Origin of the sequence: Streptomyces sp. NPDC059743, from assembly GCF_042732975.1 — a bacterium.
In the GTDB taxonomy this organism is placed as follows: Bacteria; Actinomycetota; Actinomycetes; order Streptomycetales; family Streptomycetaceae; genus Streptomyces.
In genome coordinates, this window is sequence record NZ_JBHWGS010000005.1 from 265,890 (window position 1) to 281,000 (window position 15,111).

Annotated in this window: 13 protein-coding genes; 4 read left to right on the forward strand and 9 right to left on the reverse strand. The window is 67.4% G+C overall.

Annotation, left to right across the window (positions count from 1 at the left end; translation table 11 throughout):
* Nucleotides 1-3 precede the first annotated feature (3 nt).
* A complete protein-coding gene (locus ACFV6H_RS11710) occupies nucleotides 4-1,167 on the reverse strand; it encodes an HpcH/HpaI aldolase/citrate lyase family protein (RefSeq protein WP_384781528.1) in 1,164 nt (387 codons plus the stop codon).
* 187 nt (nucleotides 1,168-1,354) lie between these two features.
* Between ACFV6H_RS11710 and ACFV6H_RS11715 the strand changes: the two genes are divergently transcribed.
* On the forward strand, nucleotides 1,355-2,218 hold the full coding sequence (locus ACFV6H_RS11715) for a TerD family protein (protein WP_385540795.1): 864 nt from the start codon (nucleotides 1,355-1,357) through the stop codon (nucleotides 2,216-2,218).
* A 16-nt stretch (nucleotides 2,219-2,234) separates the two neighbouring features.
* Here the strand turns inward: ACFV6H_RS11715 and ACFV6H_RS11720 are convergent, their stop codons facing one another.
* The 6 genes from ACFV6H_RS11720 to ACFV6H_RS11745 all read right to left on the reverse strand — a co-directional run bounded on the left by ACFV6H_RS11720 (nucleotide 2,235) and on the right by ACFV6H_RS11745 (nucleotide 6,963).
* Entirely contained in the window at nucleotides 2,235-2,972 is a 738-nt protein-coding gene (locus ACFV6H_RS11720) for a Tellurium resistance (protein WP_385540797.1), read from the reverse strand.
* A gap of 194 nt (nucleotides 2,973-3,166) precedes the next feature.
* Nucleotides 3,167-4,306 carry a DUF475 domain-containing protein gene (locus tag ACFV6H_RS11725; RefSeq protein WP_093594040.1) on the reverse strand — a complete coding sequence of 380 codons (1,140 nt, stop codon included), beginning with the start codon at nucleotides 4,304-4,306 and terminating at the stop codon, nucleotides 3,167-3,169.
* A gap of 51 nt (nucleotides 4,307-4,357) precedes the next feature.
* Complete coding sequence (locus tag ACFV6H_RS11730) at nucleotides 4,358-4,933, reverse strand: TerD family protein (RefSeq protein ID WP_385540799.1); 576 nt, start codon at nucleotides 4,931-4,933, stop codon at nucleotides 4,358-4,360.
* A gap of 203 nt (nucleotides 4,934-5,136) precedes the next feature.
* Nucleotides 5,137-5,712, reverse strand: a complete 576-nt coding sequence (locus ACFV6H_RS11735) for a TerD family protein (protein ID WP_066944470.1) — start codon at nucleotides 5,710-5,712, stop codon at nucleotides 5,137-5,139.
* A gap of 128 nt (nucleotides 5,713-5,840) precedes the next feature.
* Nucleotides 5,841-6,341 carry a peroxiredoxin gene (locus ACFV6H_RS11740; protein ID WP_385540801.1) on the reverse strand — a complete coding sequence of 167 codons (501 nt, stop codon included), beginning with the start codon at nucleotides 6,339-6,341 and terminating at the stop codon, nucleotides 5,841-5,843.
* 184 nt (nucleotides 6,342-6,525) lie between these two features.
* Nucleotides 6,526-6,963, reverse strand: a complete 438-nt coding sequence (locus ACFV6H_RS11745; protein ID WP_066944466.1) for a DUF3052 domain-containing protein — start codon at nucleotides 6,961-6,963, stop codon at nucleotides 6,526-6,528.
* Nucleotides 6,964-7,503: 540 nt separating this feature from the next.
* Between ACFV6H_RS11745 and aceE the strand changes: the two genes are divergently transcribed.
* A complete protein-coding gene (gene aceE, locus ACFV6H_RS11750; RefSeq protein ID WP_385540804.1) occupies nucleotides 7,504-10,236 on the forward strand; it encodes a pyruvate dehydrogenase (acetyl-transferring), homodimeric type in 2,733 nt (910 codons plus the stop codon).
* A 296-nt stretch (nucleotides 10,237-10,532) separates the two neighbouring features.
* On the opposite strand, the gene ACFV6H_RS11755 is transcribed toward aceE, so the two are convergent.
* Together ACFV6H_RS11755 and ACFV6H_RS11760 are read right to left on the reverse strand one after the other, a co-directional pair.
* On the reverse strand, nucleotides 10,533-10,916 hold the full coding sequence (locus ACFV6H_RS11755) for a peptidase inhibitor family I36 protein (RefSeq protein WP_093594049.1): 384 nt from the start codon (nucleotides 10,914-10,916) through the stop codon (nucleotides 10,533-10,535).
* 173 nt (nucleotides 10,917-11,089) lie between these two features.
* The gene (locus ACFV6H_RS11760; protein ID WP_385540807.1) at nucleotides 11,090-12,697 is read right to left on the reverse strand and encodes an MFS transporter; all 1,608 of its coding nucleotides are present in this window, start codon (nucleotides 12,695-12,697) and stop codon (nucleotides 11,090-11,092) included.
* A gap of 148 nt (nucleotides 12,698-12,845) precedes the next feature.
* Between ACFV6H_RS11760 and ACFV6H_RS11765 the strand changes: the two genes are divergently transcribed.
* A complete protein-coding gene (locus ACFV6H_RS11765) occupies nucleotides 12,846-13,577 on the forward strand; it encodes a TetR/AcrR family transcriptional regulator (protein WP_385540809.1) in 732 nt (243 codons plus the stop codon).
* A gap of 267 nt (nucleotides 13,578-13,844) precedes the next feature.
* Nucleotides 13,845-15,071: an alpha/beta hydrolase gene (locus tag ACFV6H_RS11770; protein ID WP_385540811.1), complete on the forward strand. Its 1,227-nt coding sequence runs from the start codon at nucleotides 13,845-13,847 to the stop codon at nucleotides 15,069-15,071.
* Nucleotides 15,072-15,111: the final 40 nt, after the last annotated feature.

Below are 15,111 nucleotides of genomic sequence, written 5' to 3' on the forward strand. Positions count from 1 at the left end.
CGCTCACTCGCCGAGACCGGCGGTGAGCAGCTCCACGAACCCGACGTCCTCGCGCGCGACACCGAAGACCTCGGCCCGCTGAATCGTCCGCTCGGCCCAGGCGCGGTGGGGCTTCACCTCGTTCATCTTGTTCGTGTACGCCGAGCGCAGCACTCCGCCTCCGTCGCGCTCCGGCCGCAGGATGTCCTGGGCGTCGCTGAACTCCTCATGGCTGACCACCGACAGCGCGTGGACGGGCGGCACATGGGAGGGATGGATACAGGTCTTGCCCAGCAGCCCGTTGGCCCGGTCGAGCTCGATCTCACGCAGCAGCCCGTCGAGATCGTGCTCGATCAGGGCCGTACGCAGCTCCTCCGCGCGGCCTTCGAGGAACGGGCTGCGTCGCAGCTGGGGCTTGAACATACGTTCCTGCAAGCGGAAGTACTCCCATACCGGACCGGTGATCGTGAAGCCCGAGCCGTCCGCGCGGCCCAGCACATTGACCACATCCGCGATGACACCCGCCACGATGCGTACGTCGTACGCGGTCATATCGGGCGATCTGCGCAGCCCGTACGCGGAGCAGAAGTCGGTGACGCCGAGTCGCAGCGCGAGCACGCGGTCGCGGTACTTGTCGACGACATTGGCGATCCCGGTGAGCGTCTCCGTCCTGGTCTCCAGATGCAGCAGCTCGGGCGATTCCAGCACCGGCATCGCGTAGAGCTGATGGCCGGTGGCACTCTCCGCCTCCGCGAGCGCCTCCAGAAAGGGCGTACCGCGCTCCTCGGTGAACTTCGGCAGTACAAATCCGGACAGCAGCCGGATCGAGGAGCCCATCCGCCGGGCCAGGTCCGGAATCTGTCCCGGCTCACGGACGCGGATGAAGAGCAGCGGTGTGGCCGCGCCACGCTCCTCAAGATCGGCGAACTGCCGGACCAGATTGGCCTCGGCCGACTCGACCTCGGCGTCATGGATGGAATCCTCCAGGCAGAGCACCATGGAGACGACTCCGCGCCCGGTCTGCTTCACCACGTCGTCGGCGAGCCGCGGCCGGGTGGCCGGGCAGTAGAGCGTGGCCCCGAGAGCAGCCGCCAGGAGACGGGCCGGAGAGCCCGCGGTGAACTCGCACGGCTCCTGATGGAACAGTCCCTCCCGGGCAGCGGGCGGGATATGCCCGAAATGACGCATGTGAATCCCCCGTACTGCCGATGTGGCCGGTTGGGCATGTGGCCGGTAATAGTACGTACGGACGGGTGTCAAGAGTTCCCACGGTTCATGAAATCCAGGTAACTCGTCCGCTTCGCGCCCATGTCCTTGGTGTAGTGGATGGATCGGGCCGCCCCCGCGTTGTCCGCACGGGTGACGGGAAGGCAGGATGACTGACATGACGCACGCGATGCTGAAGGGCTCGAACGTCCCCCTCGACGCCATGGCCGTACGAGCCGTGCTGCGGTGGTCCCCGGGTGCCGGGGTCCCTGATGTGGATGCCTCCGCCCTGCTGCTCGGGCCCGGCGGCCGGGTGCGTTCCGACGAGGACTTCGTCTTCTACAACCAGCCCCGGCATCCGTCCGGGCTGGTCCGGCGGCTGCCCAAGAAGCAGGTCGGCGAGGCGTTGACCGATACCGTCGAGGCCGATCTCGCGGCGCTCGACGCCTCCGTCGACCAGGTGGTGCTCGCGGCCTCCTCCGACGGCGCGAGTTTCCAGCATGTCAGCGATCTGCGGATCCTGCTCTACGACGCGGGCTCGGCCGACGGCGAGCCGCTGGCCGTCTTCGACGTACGGCCGGAGACCGGCGAGGAGACCGCGATCATCTGCGGTGAGCTGTACCGGCGCGGGGAAGGCTGGAAATTCCGCGCGGTGGGCCAGGGATATCCGACCGGTCTGGTCGGTCTGGCCACCGCGTTCGGCATCTCGGTGGACGAGACGGAGGAGTCCGCCGACGAGCCGTCGTCCGCTCCCGCTCAGGCCGCCGATGCCGGTGCCACAGTGGCCGCCGAGCCGCCCGTACAGGTGCCGCCGCCTCCGGCCCAGCCGCCCACCCAGCCGATGGCGCCCGCGTACGGCTATCCGCAGCCCGCGCTGCCCGCGGCTCCGCCCACCTACGGCTATCCGCAACCGGTGGCGGCGCCCCGGCCGCAGCCGGCCTACGGCTATCCGCAACCCGCCGCCGCGGCGGCTCCCGCACCCGATCCGAACTTCCGGCTGCCCCCGATGGGACCGCAGTTCATCAGCCAGTGACACCGGGGCCGCCCGCTCAGGTCTTCGTCTTGTAGCCACGCCCCCACTGGAGGCCCCAGCCGTACAGCCGGTCCAGCTCCGCCTGGAAGCCGTAGACGAACTTCACCTCGCGGCGCGCGATCAGCTCGCCCTTGACGTTGTCCACCGAGAACACCGCACATGAACGGGCCTCCGGCGCGTCCTCGTCGAGTGCGATCTCTATCCGCGGACCGCTGCTCGGGTAGAGCGTCACATGGGCATGCGTACGGTCGAAGGCCGGCGTCTGGTCGTAGATGTAGACGAAGAACAGCAGTCGCTTGATCTCCTCCCAGTGATCGAGATTGACATAGATCGTCTCGCCTGAGCCGGAGCCGAACCGGTCGTCACCGCTGAGCTTGACGAACGGCGGATCGTTGAGATCTCCGAGGAAGCCGCCCAGCGGCTGCACCACGCCCTTGCTGCCGTCGGTCAGCTCGTACATACAGCCCAGATCGAGGTCCACATTGACCATGCCCTGGGTATGGGCCTGCACCACATCGGGCTTGAAGAACTTGAACGGGTGCCGCAGCAGCGAACTGTTCTGCCGGGACCGGTCCTCGATGTCCGAAGTGCGCATCCGCCAGGAGAGATTGACCCGCAGATTGCCCGTGGCTGCGCCCTGCTTGGAGAGCGAGACCGAAGGACGTCGCCTGGTCAGCTCGATGGAGTTGGACCCGGCGCTCCCCGAATCAAAATCCGACGCCCTTCCCTGCCACAGATAGTCCCAGAAGGCCATGCCCGCCCACCCCTGTCATCAACTCGCCACCAGCACACGGAACCACCAGCACACGGAACAACGGGGCGGCCGTCAGGCTTCCGCCTCACGGCCGCCCCGTCCAGAGCGTTCCCGAAATCCACTCCAGGTCACACCTCGGAGGACCGGCTCACCGGAGGGCTCACCGGCGCACGGCCCTGCTGCGAGGCGCCACCTCAGACAGTCAGCGTCGCCTTGTCGTCATCGGGATCCTTGTCGCCGCCCGCCGCTTCCAGCGCTCTGTTCCTGCGCACCGATGACCAGAAAGAGGCCGCAATCAGGACAACACCGATCAGACCGGTGATGACTTCATTGATCGAGTGCTCAATGGTGACCAGCAGGATCACGGCCAGCGCACCGATCGCGTAGTGCGCGCCGTGCTCCAGATACACATAGTCGTCCAGGGTGCCCTGGCGGACGAGATAGACAGTGAGGGACCGGACGTACATCGCGCCGATACCGAGGCCCAGCGCCATCCAGAAGATGTGGTTGGTGATGGCGAAGGCGCCGATGACACCGTCGAAGGAGAAGGACGCGTCCAGCACTTCCAGATACAGGAAGAGGAAGAAGGCGGCCTTGCCGGCCAGTCCCACCGCCGAGACGCTCTTGCCCTCGGCCTTGGCCTTCTCCTCCTCTTCCTGTTCGTGCTCCTCCTGCTCCTCCAGCCGGTTCTCGAAGTAGCCCGAGAGACCGCCGACGACGAGATAGGTGATCAGTCCCGCGACACCGGCGAGCAGCACGGTGGAGGACTTGTCCGCGTAGCCCGAGCTGGTGTGGGCATGGGTGGCGAAGGTCAGCGCCGTGACCAGCAGCACGATCAGCGCGATGCAGACCGACAGCATGTCGACCTTGCCGAGCTTGGCCAGGGGCCGCTCCAGCCAGCTCAGCCAGGCGATCTCCCGCTCCTCGAAAATAAAGTCCAGGAAGATCATCAGGAGGAACATCCCGCCGAAGGCGGCGATGGCCGGATGGGCGTCGGTGACCAGGTTCTTGTACCGGTCGGGATCGTCCAGCGCGAGCTGTACGGCGTCGATCGGCCCGACCTTGGCACTGATGGCCACGATCACGACGGGGAACACCAGTCGCATGCCGAACACCGCGATAAGAATGCCGACCGTGAGGAAGATCTTCTGCCAGAAGGCATTCATCTTCTTCAGGACACCGGCGTTGACGACCGCGTTGTCGAACGACAGAGAGATCTCAAGGATCGACAGGATCAGTACGATCCCGAACGCCTCCCACCCCCACTGCCAGGCCGCGAAGGCGAGGCCGACCGCCGTGATGGCGAACGACCAGCCGAAGGTTTTCAGGATCACTGGCTACCCCATCTGGTGATTAACGGGTTTTCCCCCGCGCAGAGTACTGCTTTACGAAACGTTGACCCCGAAGTCTAGAGCGATGCCTCGCAGCCCCGACGCGTACCCCTGTCCCACGGCCCGGAACTTCCACTCGCCGCCATAGCGGTAGAGCTCGCCGAAGATCATCGCCGTTTCCGTGGAGGCGTCCTCACTCAGGTCGTACCGCGCCAGTTCCTGACCGTCGGACTGATTGGCCACTCGGATGAAGGCATTGCTGACCTGGCCGAATGTCTGGCCGCGATTGTCGGCCTCATGGATCGAGACCGGAAAGACGATCTTGTCGCAGCTGGCCGGCACCTTGGAGAGGTCGACAATCAGGGACTCGTCGTCGCCTTCGCCCTCACCCGTCAGATTGTCACCGGTGTGCTCGACGGAGCCGTCCGGGCTCGTCAGATTGTTGTAGAAGATGAACCACTCGTCGCCGAGCACCCGTCCCGACTGGCACAGCAGGGCGCTGGCGTCGAGGTCGAAGGGCGCTCCGGTGGTGGAACGCGCATCCCAGCCGAGCCCGACCAGCACCTGGGTGAGATTGGGTGCGGCCTTGGAGAGGGAGACATTGCCTCCCTTGGCGAGTGTGACGCCCATGATGGTGAGTCCTCCCCGAGGTGATGTGGTGCCGTGCAGCGAGGTCAAGACGCGCCTGACGTCCTGCCCCTTCAAACCTTGTTCATGCCGCTCCCGCCGTACCGATGCGCGTATCGGATCCGTAACCGGATCCGGGAGCGAATCCGATACGCGTACGGCGCCGCACGGAAGTGTGCGGCGCCGGACACGGAAAGACGAGCCGTTCAGACGTTGACGCCGAAGTCCTGCGCGATACCGCGCAGCCCCGAGGCGTAGCCCTGGCCGATGGCGCGGAACTTCCACTCCGCGCCGTTGCGGTACAGCTCGCCGAAGACCATCGCGGTCTCCGTCGAGGCGTCCTCACTCAGGTCGTACCGCGCCAGCTCGTTGTTGTCGGCCTGGTTGACGACGCGGATGAACGCGTTGCGCACCTGGCCGAAGGACTGCTGGCGGCTCTCCGCCTCGTAGATCGAGACGGGGAAGACGATCTTGTCGACATCGGCGGGGACCGCGGCCAGATTGACCTTGATCGCCTCGTCGTCGCCCTCGCCCTCACCGGTGAGGTTGTCACCGGTGTGCTCGACGGAGCCGTCCGGGCTCTTGAGGTTGTTGAAGAAGACGAAATTGCCGTCGACGGCGACCTTGCCCTCGGCATTGGTCAGCAGGGCGCTGGCGTCGAGGTCGAAGTCACTGCCGGTGGTCGTACGGACGTCCCAGCCCAGACCCACGGTGACCGCGGTCAGGTTGGGCGCGGCCTTGGTCAGCGAGACGTTTCCGCCCTTGCTGAGGCTGACTCCCACGAGTCCTCCCTTTGGTTTCTCGGGGCGGCGCTGCCCCTGAAGCGTTGCATCGGATCAACGACTGGATCCTAGTGACCGGTTCCCCACCACTGTGCGATTTCGCGGGGCCGGGTGGCTCACCGTGCGGTTCAGAGCGCGGCGAGCGCCTTGACGTAGTCGCCGAGGTCCCTGGCGTCCGGCAGACCGTTGAGGACGCTCCAGCGCACGATGCCCTCCTTGTCGAGGATGAACGTCCCGCGCAGGGCGCAGCCCTTCTCCTCGTCGAAGACTCCGTACGCGCGCGAGACCTCGCCGTGCGGCCAGAAGTCCGACAGCAGCGGGTACTCCAGGCCCTCCTGCTCGGCGAAAACACGCAGGGTGTGGATGGAGTCGTTCGAGACGGCGAGGAGCTGGGTGTCCTCATTGACGAACGAGGGCAGCTCGTCCCGGAGCGCGCACAGCTCGCCCGTGCAGACTCCGGTGAAGGCGAAGGGATAGAAGAGCAGCACCACATTCTTCCCGCCGCCGTCCGCACCTTCGGCTCCGCCGCCGGCACCGTCGGCCGCGCGGAAGTCGGACAGCCGCACGGTCCGTCCGTGGTTGTCCTTGAGCTCGAAGTCCGGGGCGAGAGCGCCGACCTCGACCGCCATGGGATACGTCCTTTCACGTGGCCGGCCCTGTGCCGTCCGTCACCGTCCAGCCTAGGCCTGTGGTGTCACGGGCGGGCCGGATCGGACCGGATGCGCGAGGCCCCCGCCGACGGAGAGGTCGGCGGGGGCCGTCAAGGCTGCTTGGCAGGTGCTGCCGCGTCTCGCGCCCTTGGGGCGCCCGGGGTCAGCGCTTCGACTTCGCCGCCTTGGGGGTGACGAGCCGGCTGCCGGTCCAGTCCTTGCCGGCGTTGATGCTCTTGGTCTGGGACAGGCCCGCAGTCTGGGCGGCCTCGTTGATGTCGCTCGGTTCGACGTAGCCATCACGGCCGGTCTTGGGCGTCAGCAGCCAGACCGCTCCGCCCTCCTCGATCAGACCGATGGCGTCCACCAGCGCGTCCGTAAGGTCGCCGTCCTCGTCACGGAACCACAGCAGGACGGCGTCGGCCACGTCCTCATAGTCCTCGTCGACGAGCTCCTGGCCGATGACAGCCTCGATGGACTCGCGGAGCTCCTGCTCGACGTCGTCGTCGTAGCCGATCTCCTGGACCACCTGTCCGGGTTCGAACCCCAGCCTTGCGGCAAGGTTGGTCCGTTCCTCCGCGTGGTCCGCGGTCGCGCTCACGGATTGCCTCCTGATCATGTTTCGGAAAATGCTTCAGACCCGCGCGTGCGCGGGGCATTGGCCGTAGTCCACACGGGCGGGACGGATCGCGCAAGTACCCGGCCGCCGAGACCGCCGAAACGGTGACGTTCCCGGCCTCTTCGCCGCATCTCCTGTCACTTCGCCACCGTCTCCTGTAACGCGGGCCATACGTTTCCTCCTCCTTCGCCATGTTATGCCGCTTCAGTACGCCAATCAGGTCCGAACGGCCGAACGAAACACATAGACGGGTTGGGCGTAAGGTTGCGATTTGACCGAACCGAAGACCGGCGCGAGCCCGGGAACGGGGCGGGATTCTCCGGATATACCTGGTTACCCCTCGGTAGAGATGACGTTTCCTCCGCAGCGGTACACGATGGAGGCGGCGTGCGTGCCCACTCCCTGGGGACTCCGGTGAGAATCCCTCGGATCCCCGGGCCCGCGTAGCGAGCAGTATTCCGACGGCGTGCACCGCATCGACCGTGTGCAGGGCACGACACGACCAACCAGCGAAGGACAAGCGTGGCTTCCGGATCCGATCGCACCCCGATCATCATTGGCGGCCTGCCCAGCCAGGTCCCGGACTTCGATCCCGAAGAGACCCAGGAGTGGCTCGACTCGCTCGACGCCGCTGTCGACGAGCGGGGCCGTGAGCGCGCCCGCTATCTGATGCTCCGGCTGATCGAGCGTGCCCGCGAGAAGCGGGTGGCCGTGCCCGAGATGCGCAGCACGGACTACGTCAACACCATCGCCACCAAGGATGAGCCGTTCTTCCCGGGCAACGAGGAGATCGAGCGCAAGATCCTCAACGCGACCCGCTGGAACGCGGCCGTGATGGTCTCGCGCGCACAGCGCCCGGGCATCGGCGTCGGCGGCCATATCGCCACCTTCGCCTCCTCCGCCTCGCTCTACGACGTGGGCTTCAACCACTTCTTCCGGGGCAAGGACCGTGGCGACGGCGGCGACCAGATCTTCTTCCAGGGCCATGCCTCTCCCGGCATCTACGCCCGTGCCTTTCTGCTGGACCGGCTGAGCGAGGCGCAGCTCGACGCGTTCCGCCAGGAGAAGTCGAAGGCGCCGTACGGACTGTCCAGCTATCCGCATCCGCGGCTGATGCCGGACTTCTGGGAGTTCCCGACCGTCTCGATGGGCCTCGGCCCGCTCGGCGCGATCTACCAGGCCAGGATGAACCGCTATATGGAGGCGCGCGGTATCGCCGACACCTCCGCCTCGCATGTCTGGGCGTATCTCGGCGACGGCGAGATGGACGAGCCCGAGTCGCTGGGCCAGCTCTCCATCGCCGCCCGTGAGGGCCTGGACAATCTGACCTTCGTCGTGAACTGCAATCTCCAGCGGCTCGACGGCCCGGTGCGCGGCAACGGCAAGATCATCCAGGAGCTGGAGTCGCAGTTCCGCGGTGCCGGCTGGAATGTCATCAAGCTGGTCTGGGACCGCTCCTGGGACCCGCTGCTCGCACAGGACAGGGACGGTGTCCTGGTCAACCGGCTGAACACCACGCCGGACGGGCAGTTCCAGACGTATGCCACCGAGACCGGCGCGTACATCCGTGAGCACTTCTTCGGCGACGACCAACGGCTGCGCGCCATGGTCGAGCACATGACCGACGACCAGATCCTGCACCTCGGCCGCGGCGGTCACGACCACCGGAAGGTCTACGCGGCGTACGCGGCGGCCAAGGCCCACAAGGGCCAGCCGACGGTGATCCTGGCGCAGACGGTCAAGGGCTGGACGCTCGGCCCGAACTTCGAGGGCCGCAACGCGACCCACCAGATGAAGAAGCTGACGGTCTCCGATCTCAAGGGCTTCCGCGACCGGCTGCACCTCCCGATCACGGACCGGGAGCTGGAGGACGGCCTGCCGCCGTACTACCACCCGGGCCGGGACTCGGAGGAGATCCAGTACATGCACGACCGGCGCAAGTCGCTGGGCGGGTACGTACCGACCCGGGTCGTCCGGGCGAAGCCGCTGAACCTGCCCGAGGACAAGACGTACGCGGCGGTCAAGAAGGGCTCGGGCCAGCAGTCGATCGCCACCACCATGGCGTTCGTCCGGCTGCTCAAGGACCTGATGCGGGACAAGGAGATCGGCAAGCGCTTCGTGCTGATCGCTCCCGACGAGTACCGCACGTTCGGTATGGACTCCTTCTTCCCGAGCGCCAAGATCTACAACCCGCTGGGCCAGCAGTACGAGGCCGTGGACCGCGAGCTGCTGCTCGCGTACAAGGAGTCGCCGACGGGCCAGATGCTGCACGACGGCATCTCCGAGGCGGGCTGTACGGCCTCGCTGATCGCGGCGGGCTCGGCGTACGCCACCCATGGCGAGCCGCTGATCCCGGTCTATGTCTTCTACTCGATGTTCGGTTTCCAGCGGACCGGCGACCAGTTCTGGCAGATGTCCGACCAGCTCGCCCGCGGCTTCGTCCTGGGCGCGACCGCCGGACGTACGACGCTGACCGGTGAAGGCCTCCAGCACGCGGACGGCCATTCGCATCTGCTGGCCTCGACCAATCCGGCCTGTGTCGCCTACGACCCGGCGTACGGCTTCGAGATCGCGCATATCGTCAAGGACGGTCTGCGCCGGATGTACGGTCCCGACAGCGAGGACATCTTCTACTACCTCACCGTCTACAACGAGCCGATCCAGCACCCGGCCGAGCCGGCCGATGTGGACGTGGAGGGCATCCTCAAGGGAATCCATCTCTTCAGGCGCGGCGTGCAGGGCTCGATCCCGGCGCAGATCATGGCCTCCGGTGTGGCCGTGCCCTGGGCGCTGGAGGCTCAGCGGCTGCTCGCCGAGGAGTGGAACGTCAGGGCGGACGTCTGGTCGGCGACCTCCTGGAACGAGCTGCGCCGTGAGGCCGTCGAGGTGGAGCGGCACAATCTGCTCCACCCGGAGGAGGAGCAGCTCGTCCCGTATGTGACGCGGAAGCTGTCCGGCGCGGAGGGCCCGTTCGTGGCGGTCTCCGACTGGATGCGTTCGGTGCCCGACCAGATCGCACGCTGGGTTCCCGGTACGTACCAGTCGCTGGGCGCGGACGGTTTCGGCTTCGCGGACACGCGCGGCGCGGCCCGTCGCTTCTTCCATATCGACGCGCAGTCGGTGGTGCTCGGAGTGCTGACCGAGCTGGCGAGGGAGGGCCGGGTCGACCGTTCGGTGCTGAAGCAGGCCGTGGACCGCTACCGACTGCTGGACGCCTCGGCCGCCGACCCGGGCGCGGCGGGCGGCGACGCCTAGGTCCTGTCCGGTCGGTCTTCGTGGATCAGCCCGGGGCGTCCGGTGGAGGGGGTACCTCCCGTGCCGTTCAGGCTACGGGGGAGCATCGCAAGGCGGAGGATCGGCGTTGTTGATGGCCCGGCCGTACTCGGGCAACTCCGACAACGCGGCGAGGTGCCGTGCCGGGCGTTCCGGGCCCACGAAGATCGACCGGACAGGGCCTAGCGGTTCGCGGATCGGTGTACGAGGGCGGTGGGACCGGTCGGTCCTGCCGCCCTCGGCCCGTTCCACGGCCGCCGGCCGACGCCCGTGGAACGTCAGCGTTCCCACAGCTTGAAGGCCCGTACGCGGTACGGCGAGCCCGGCACCCAGGTGCCCTTGCCCGGATATGTCTCGAACTCCCCGGTCTCCTCGCACTCCACGGACTGATAGGTGGTCACATTCCGTCCGGTGCGGTTGGCCAGTGACTGGGCGGTCGTACCCGGCGCGAGCGGTACACAGCTCCCGATCTCCGTACCGGACAGTTCGCGCGTCTGCCGCGCGCCCTGGAAGTCCGCCTTCGCCCAGAAACACAGCTCGCCCGTGGCGCACGCGCCAAGACGCGGCGGCGGGGCCGCCTCGGCGCCGGCCGGCGGTGTGGTGAGCACAGTGGTGAACATGACTGCGAGCAGAGTGCTGAGCATGAGCATGATCTTGCGCATATGGATCGGTCCCCGTGTGTGACGAAATCGGTCGATGCCACTCTGACCTGCGACGCTCGGCCTCGGAAAGGGCCCACGGCACTCTCCACCCGGATAGGCGACAGCCCCGCCGGAACGTTCCGGCGGGGCTGTCTCAGGCGCTGAGTTGACGCGATGTCACCAGAGGGCTGACGTCAGATGTGCACTCCTCCGCCCGCCGCCTCCGCGTTGTCTCCACGCTTCGTCAGCAGCGCGACAAAGATCGCCACGGTCGCGACACCGGCCGCGACCAGACAGGCCAGGCCCATGCCGGACATGAATGTGTCGTGGGCGACGCCGGTGATCTTCTCGGCGATCTCGGCGGGCGTGCCCGGCGCCACCGGAGGCACACCGACCTGGACCGCCTCGGCCGCCGCTTCCGCCTGCGCGGAGCTGAGCGGCGGCAGACCGGCGTCGGTCCAGTTGCCCGGCAGGTCGTTGGAGACCTTCGAGGCCATGACGGCGCCCAGCACGGCCGTACCGAGGCTGCCGCCGATCTGCATGGCGGACTGCTGGAGCCCGCCGGCCACTCCGGACAGCTCCATCGGCGCATTGCCCACGATGACCTCGGTCGCGCCCACCATCACCGGCGCCAGGCCGAGGCCGAGCAGCGCGAACCAGATCGACATGGCGACGCTGCCGGTGCCGGTCTCCAGCGTGGACATACCGAACATGGCCGCCGCCGTCAGCGCCATACCGCCGGCCAGCGGGATACGCGGGCCGACCTTGGTGATCAGCACACCGGCCAGCGGCGAGCCGACGATCATCATGCCGGTGAGCGGCAGCAGATGCAGACCGCTGTCGACCGCGCTCATGCCATGCACGTTCTGGAGATAGAAGGTGACGAAGAAGAGGCCGCCCAGGAAGGCCACGGCCATCAGCACCATCAGCACCACACCGGCGGAGAGCGGTACGGACTTGAAGAGCCCCAGCGGTACGAGCGGCTCCTTGACCTTGGTCTCCCAGAAGCCGAAGAGGACGAAGCAGGCCACCGAGACACCGATGAAGAGCCAGGTCGTACCGGAGCCCCAGCCCCAGACGGGCGCCTTGATGATCGCCCAGACCAGACAGAACATCGCGGAGGAGAGCAGCAGGATGCCGAGGATGTCGAAGGACTTCGGAGCGTTCTCCGCCCGGTGGTCCCGGAGGATCACGGCGCCGACCACCAGGGCGATCACACCCACCGGCACATTGATGAAGAAGACGGACTGCCAGCTCACATGCTCGACCAGCACACCGCCGAGGATCGGGCCGCCCGCGGTGGAGGCACCGATGACCATGCCCCAGATACCGATGGCCATATTGAGCTTCTCGGCCGGGAAGGTGGCGCGCAGCAGGCCGAGCGCGGCCGGCATCAGCAGTGCGCCGAAGAGGCCCTGGAGCACTCGGAAGACGATGACCAGAGCGATGCTGTCGGACAGGCCGATGGCTCCGGAGGCCGCGGCGAATCCGGTGACTCCGATGAGGAAGGTCTGCCGGTGGCCGAAGCGGTCACCGAGCTTGCCCGCGGTGATCAGCGCCACGGCGAGGGCGAGGAAGTAGCCGTTGGTGATCCACTGCACATCGGCGAAAGTGGCGCCGAGGTCCTTCTGGATGGCAGGGTTCGCGATCGCGACAATGGTGCCGTCGAGCGCCACCATCATGACGCCGATCGCCACGGAGAAGAGGGTCAGCCAGGGATGGCCACGCAGTCCCTTGGTTGGCGCGGGCGCCGGGTATTCCGGGCTCTGTGGCGCCTTGTCGACGGTGGTCTGACTAGTCATACCGGGTACGCTAATGTCAGCCGCTGACAGTTGACAAACCATTTCACAAGTTGGTAACTGTCACGTAGCTCACAGTTCGTCTGAGCCGGTCGATTTTCGACCGATCCGGTCGAATGAAGATGGAAAGCGGTGGAATGAGGACCATTCGGTGACCCTCGGGCCGGACACAGCCGCCGGGCAGGATCAGATATCAGCGGCTGAACAGCCGAGCGGACTGCGCGCCCGCAAGAAGCAGCGCACCCGCGACGCCCTGCTGCGCGAGGCACTCGAACGGTTTACCGCCCAGGGCTACGAGCAGACCACCATTGACGAGATCACCGACGCCGTCGAGGTCTCGCAGCGCACCTTCTTCCGCTACTACGCCAGCAAGGAAGAAGTCGCCTTCGCCGTCGTGGAGATGGTGGAGAACAAGTTTGTCGAGGCACTGCGCGGACGGCCCGCCGCGGAAGGGCCGATGGAGGCGATGCGCAACGCCGTCGCCTCCGCCTGGACCTCGGTCGGCGAGACGATCCAGTCGGTCGTACCGGTCGAGCTGTATATGCGGACGTACCAGATGATCGAGTCGACGCCTGCCCTGCTCGCCGTCCATCTACGCCGCTCCGCCGGTCTTGAGGAAGGGCTCTCCCAACTGCTCGCCGACCGCGAGGGCCTGGACGTGGACACCGATCCGCGGCCCCGGGTGGCCGTCGCCGCGTTCACCGGTGTGATGCGGGTGACGGGCCGGCTCTGGGGCCAGGGCCAGGACACGAGCCTGGAGACACTGCGCGATCTGTCCGAGAGGTATCTCGACCATCTCGGTCCCGCGCTCGCCGAGGACTGGCGGACGGCCGGAGCACGCGGCGGGCCGACGGCCCGCCCGATCCGCCGAACACGCGGCTGATCCCTCGTTCTCCGTATCCGCACGTCTCCGCACGTCTCCGTATACGCACGCCCTTTCTCCATAACACACGCAACACACGCGGCGGATCCGTCCTGCTCCGCCGATCCTCCGTACACCCGTCTGGCCCGCCGTACACCCAAAACGCGCCGGAGCGTGCGCGCCGCCTGAACGGCCGGTGAGGTTACCTTCGGTTCAACCCTCACCCGTCCGTGATCCGTATCACCCGTGTCGCGAGGACTCCCGCGCCCGTCCTAGTCTGGTTGAACAGTGACCTCTTTAGACTCCTCCCCCACTCTCAACGTCTGGCGCGCCCTGCTCGCCCTCGCCGTCGTGTTCGTGATGCTGTCGACCACCGGCTGGACCGCCGTCCAGCGTCAACGCGGCCCGGGCGAGCCGCTGAAAGCCGCGCTCGACGCCTGGGAGCGAGGCCGGACAGGCGTTCGGCAGCTGCCGAATCCCGCTTCGCCGCCGAAGCGCCTCGCCGCGTTCTTCGACTCCCTCACCCAGGAGGAGCAGGAACGGCTCGCCGCCACCTATTCGTTGGTCGTCGGCAATCTCAACGGCGCGCCCGTCGGGCTCCGCTACCGCGCCAACCGGCTTGCCCTGATGCGGGCGCGCGTGGTGGAGGAGCGCCGTATGCACGACAGCAGACTGTCCGAGGACGGCCGCCGGCAGGCGGGCCGCCGTATGCACCGTTACGAGTCGATGCTCGGCGGGGACCGGCAGATCCTCGCGTTCGATCCGTCGGGGAAGGGCCGGGCCGCGGAGGTGTTCGGCGATCTCGAACGCGCCCAGCGTGTCTCGGTCGTCGTGCCCGGCGTCGACACGCACATGCTGACGTTCGAGCGGACGGAGCGCTGGTACACGGCGCCGGTGGGCATGGCCGAGTCGCTGTACTCCGCCGAGCGCTCCGCCGATCCCGACGCGCGGACGGCCGTCATCGCCTGGGCCGACTACACCTCGCCCGCCGGGCTCGGCATGGACGCGGCGATCGGCAAGCTCGCCGAGGAGGGTGCCGTACGGCTCACCGCGCTGACCCGCGCGCTGCCCGGCACGTCCCGGATCTCGCTCTTCTGCCACAGCTACGGCTCCGTGGTGTGCGGAGTGGCCGCACGCGGCCTGCCCGCCCGGGTCAGCGATGTGGCGGTCGCGGGCAGTCCCGGGATGCGGGTGCGGAACGCGGCACAGCTCCGTACGGACGCCCATGTGTGGGCCATGCGGGACCGTGACGACTGGATCGAGGACGTGCCGTACATGGCGGTCGGCGGACTCGGTCATGGCGCGGACCCGATGGCGCGGGCCTTCGGGGCGCGCGTGCTCTCGGCGGCCGGCGCGGCCGGGCACAGCGGCTACTTCGAACCCGGTACCGAGAGCCTCGACAACTTCGCGGACATCGGCGTCGGTTCGTACACCGCGGTGAGCTGTGCGGACGGCGACGGCGGCTGTGTGAACGGAATCCCGGACGACGGCGGGAGCGGAACGGACCAGGCCTGACGTACGCGGTACGCACTCGCTACGCACCCGGCCGGCGCAC

Bases quoted from the DNA above. Each gene is read 5' to 3' on its own strand.
- ACFV6H_RS11715 (WP_385540795.1), top strand. From the start codon at position 1,355: ATGACTGACATGACGCACGCGATGCTGAAGGGCTCGAACGTCCCCCTC.
- ACFV6H_RS11755 (WP_093594049.1), bottom strand. From the start codon at position 10,916: ATGCGCAAGATCATGCTCATGCTCAGCACTCTGCTCGCAGTCATGTTC.
- ACFV6H_RS11710 (WP_384781528.1), bottom strand. From the start codon at position 1,167: ATGCGTCATTTCGGGCATATCCCGCCCGCTGCCCGGGAGGGACTGTTC.
- ACFV6H_RS11730 (WP_385540799.1), bottom strand. From the start codon at position 4,933: ATGGGCGTCACACTCGCCAAGGGAGGCAATGTCTCCCTCTCCAAGGCC.
- ACFV6H_RS11760 (WP_385540807.1), bottom strand. From the start codon at position 12,697: ATGACTAGTCAGACCACCGTCGACAAGGCGCCACAGAGCCCGGAATAC.
- ACFV6H_RS11740 (WP_385540801.1), bottom strand. From the start codon at position 6,341: ATGGCGGTCGAGGTCGGCGCTCTCGCCCCGGACTTCGAGCTCAAGGAC.
- ACFV6H_RS11720 (WP_385540797.1), bottom strand. From the start codon at position 2,972: ATGGCCTTCTGGGACTATCTGTGGCAGGGAAGGGCGTCGGATTTTGAT.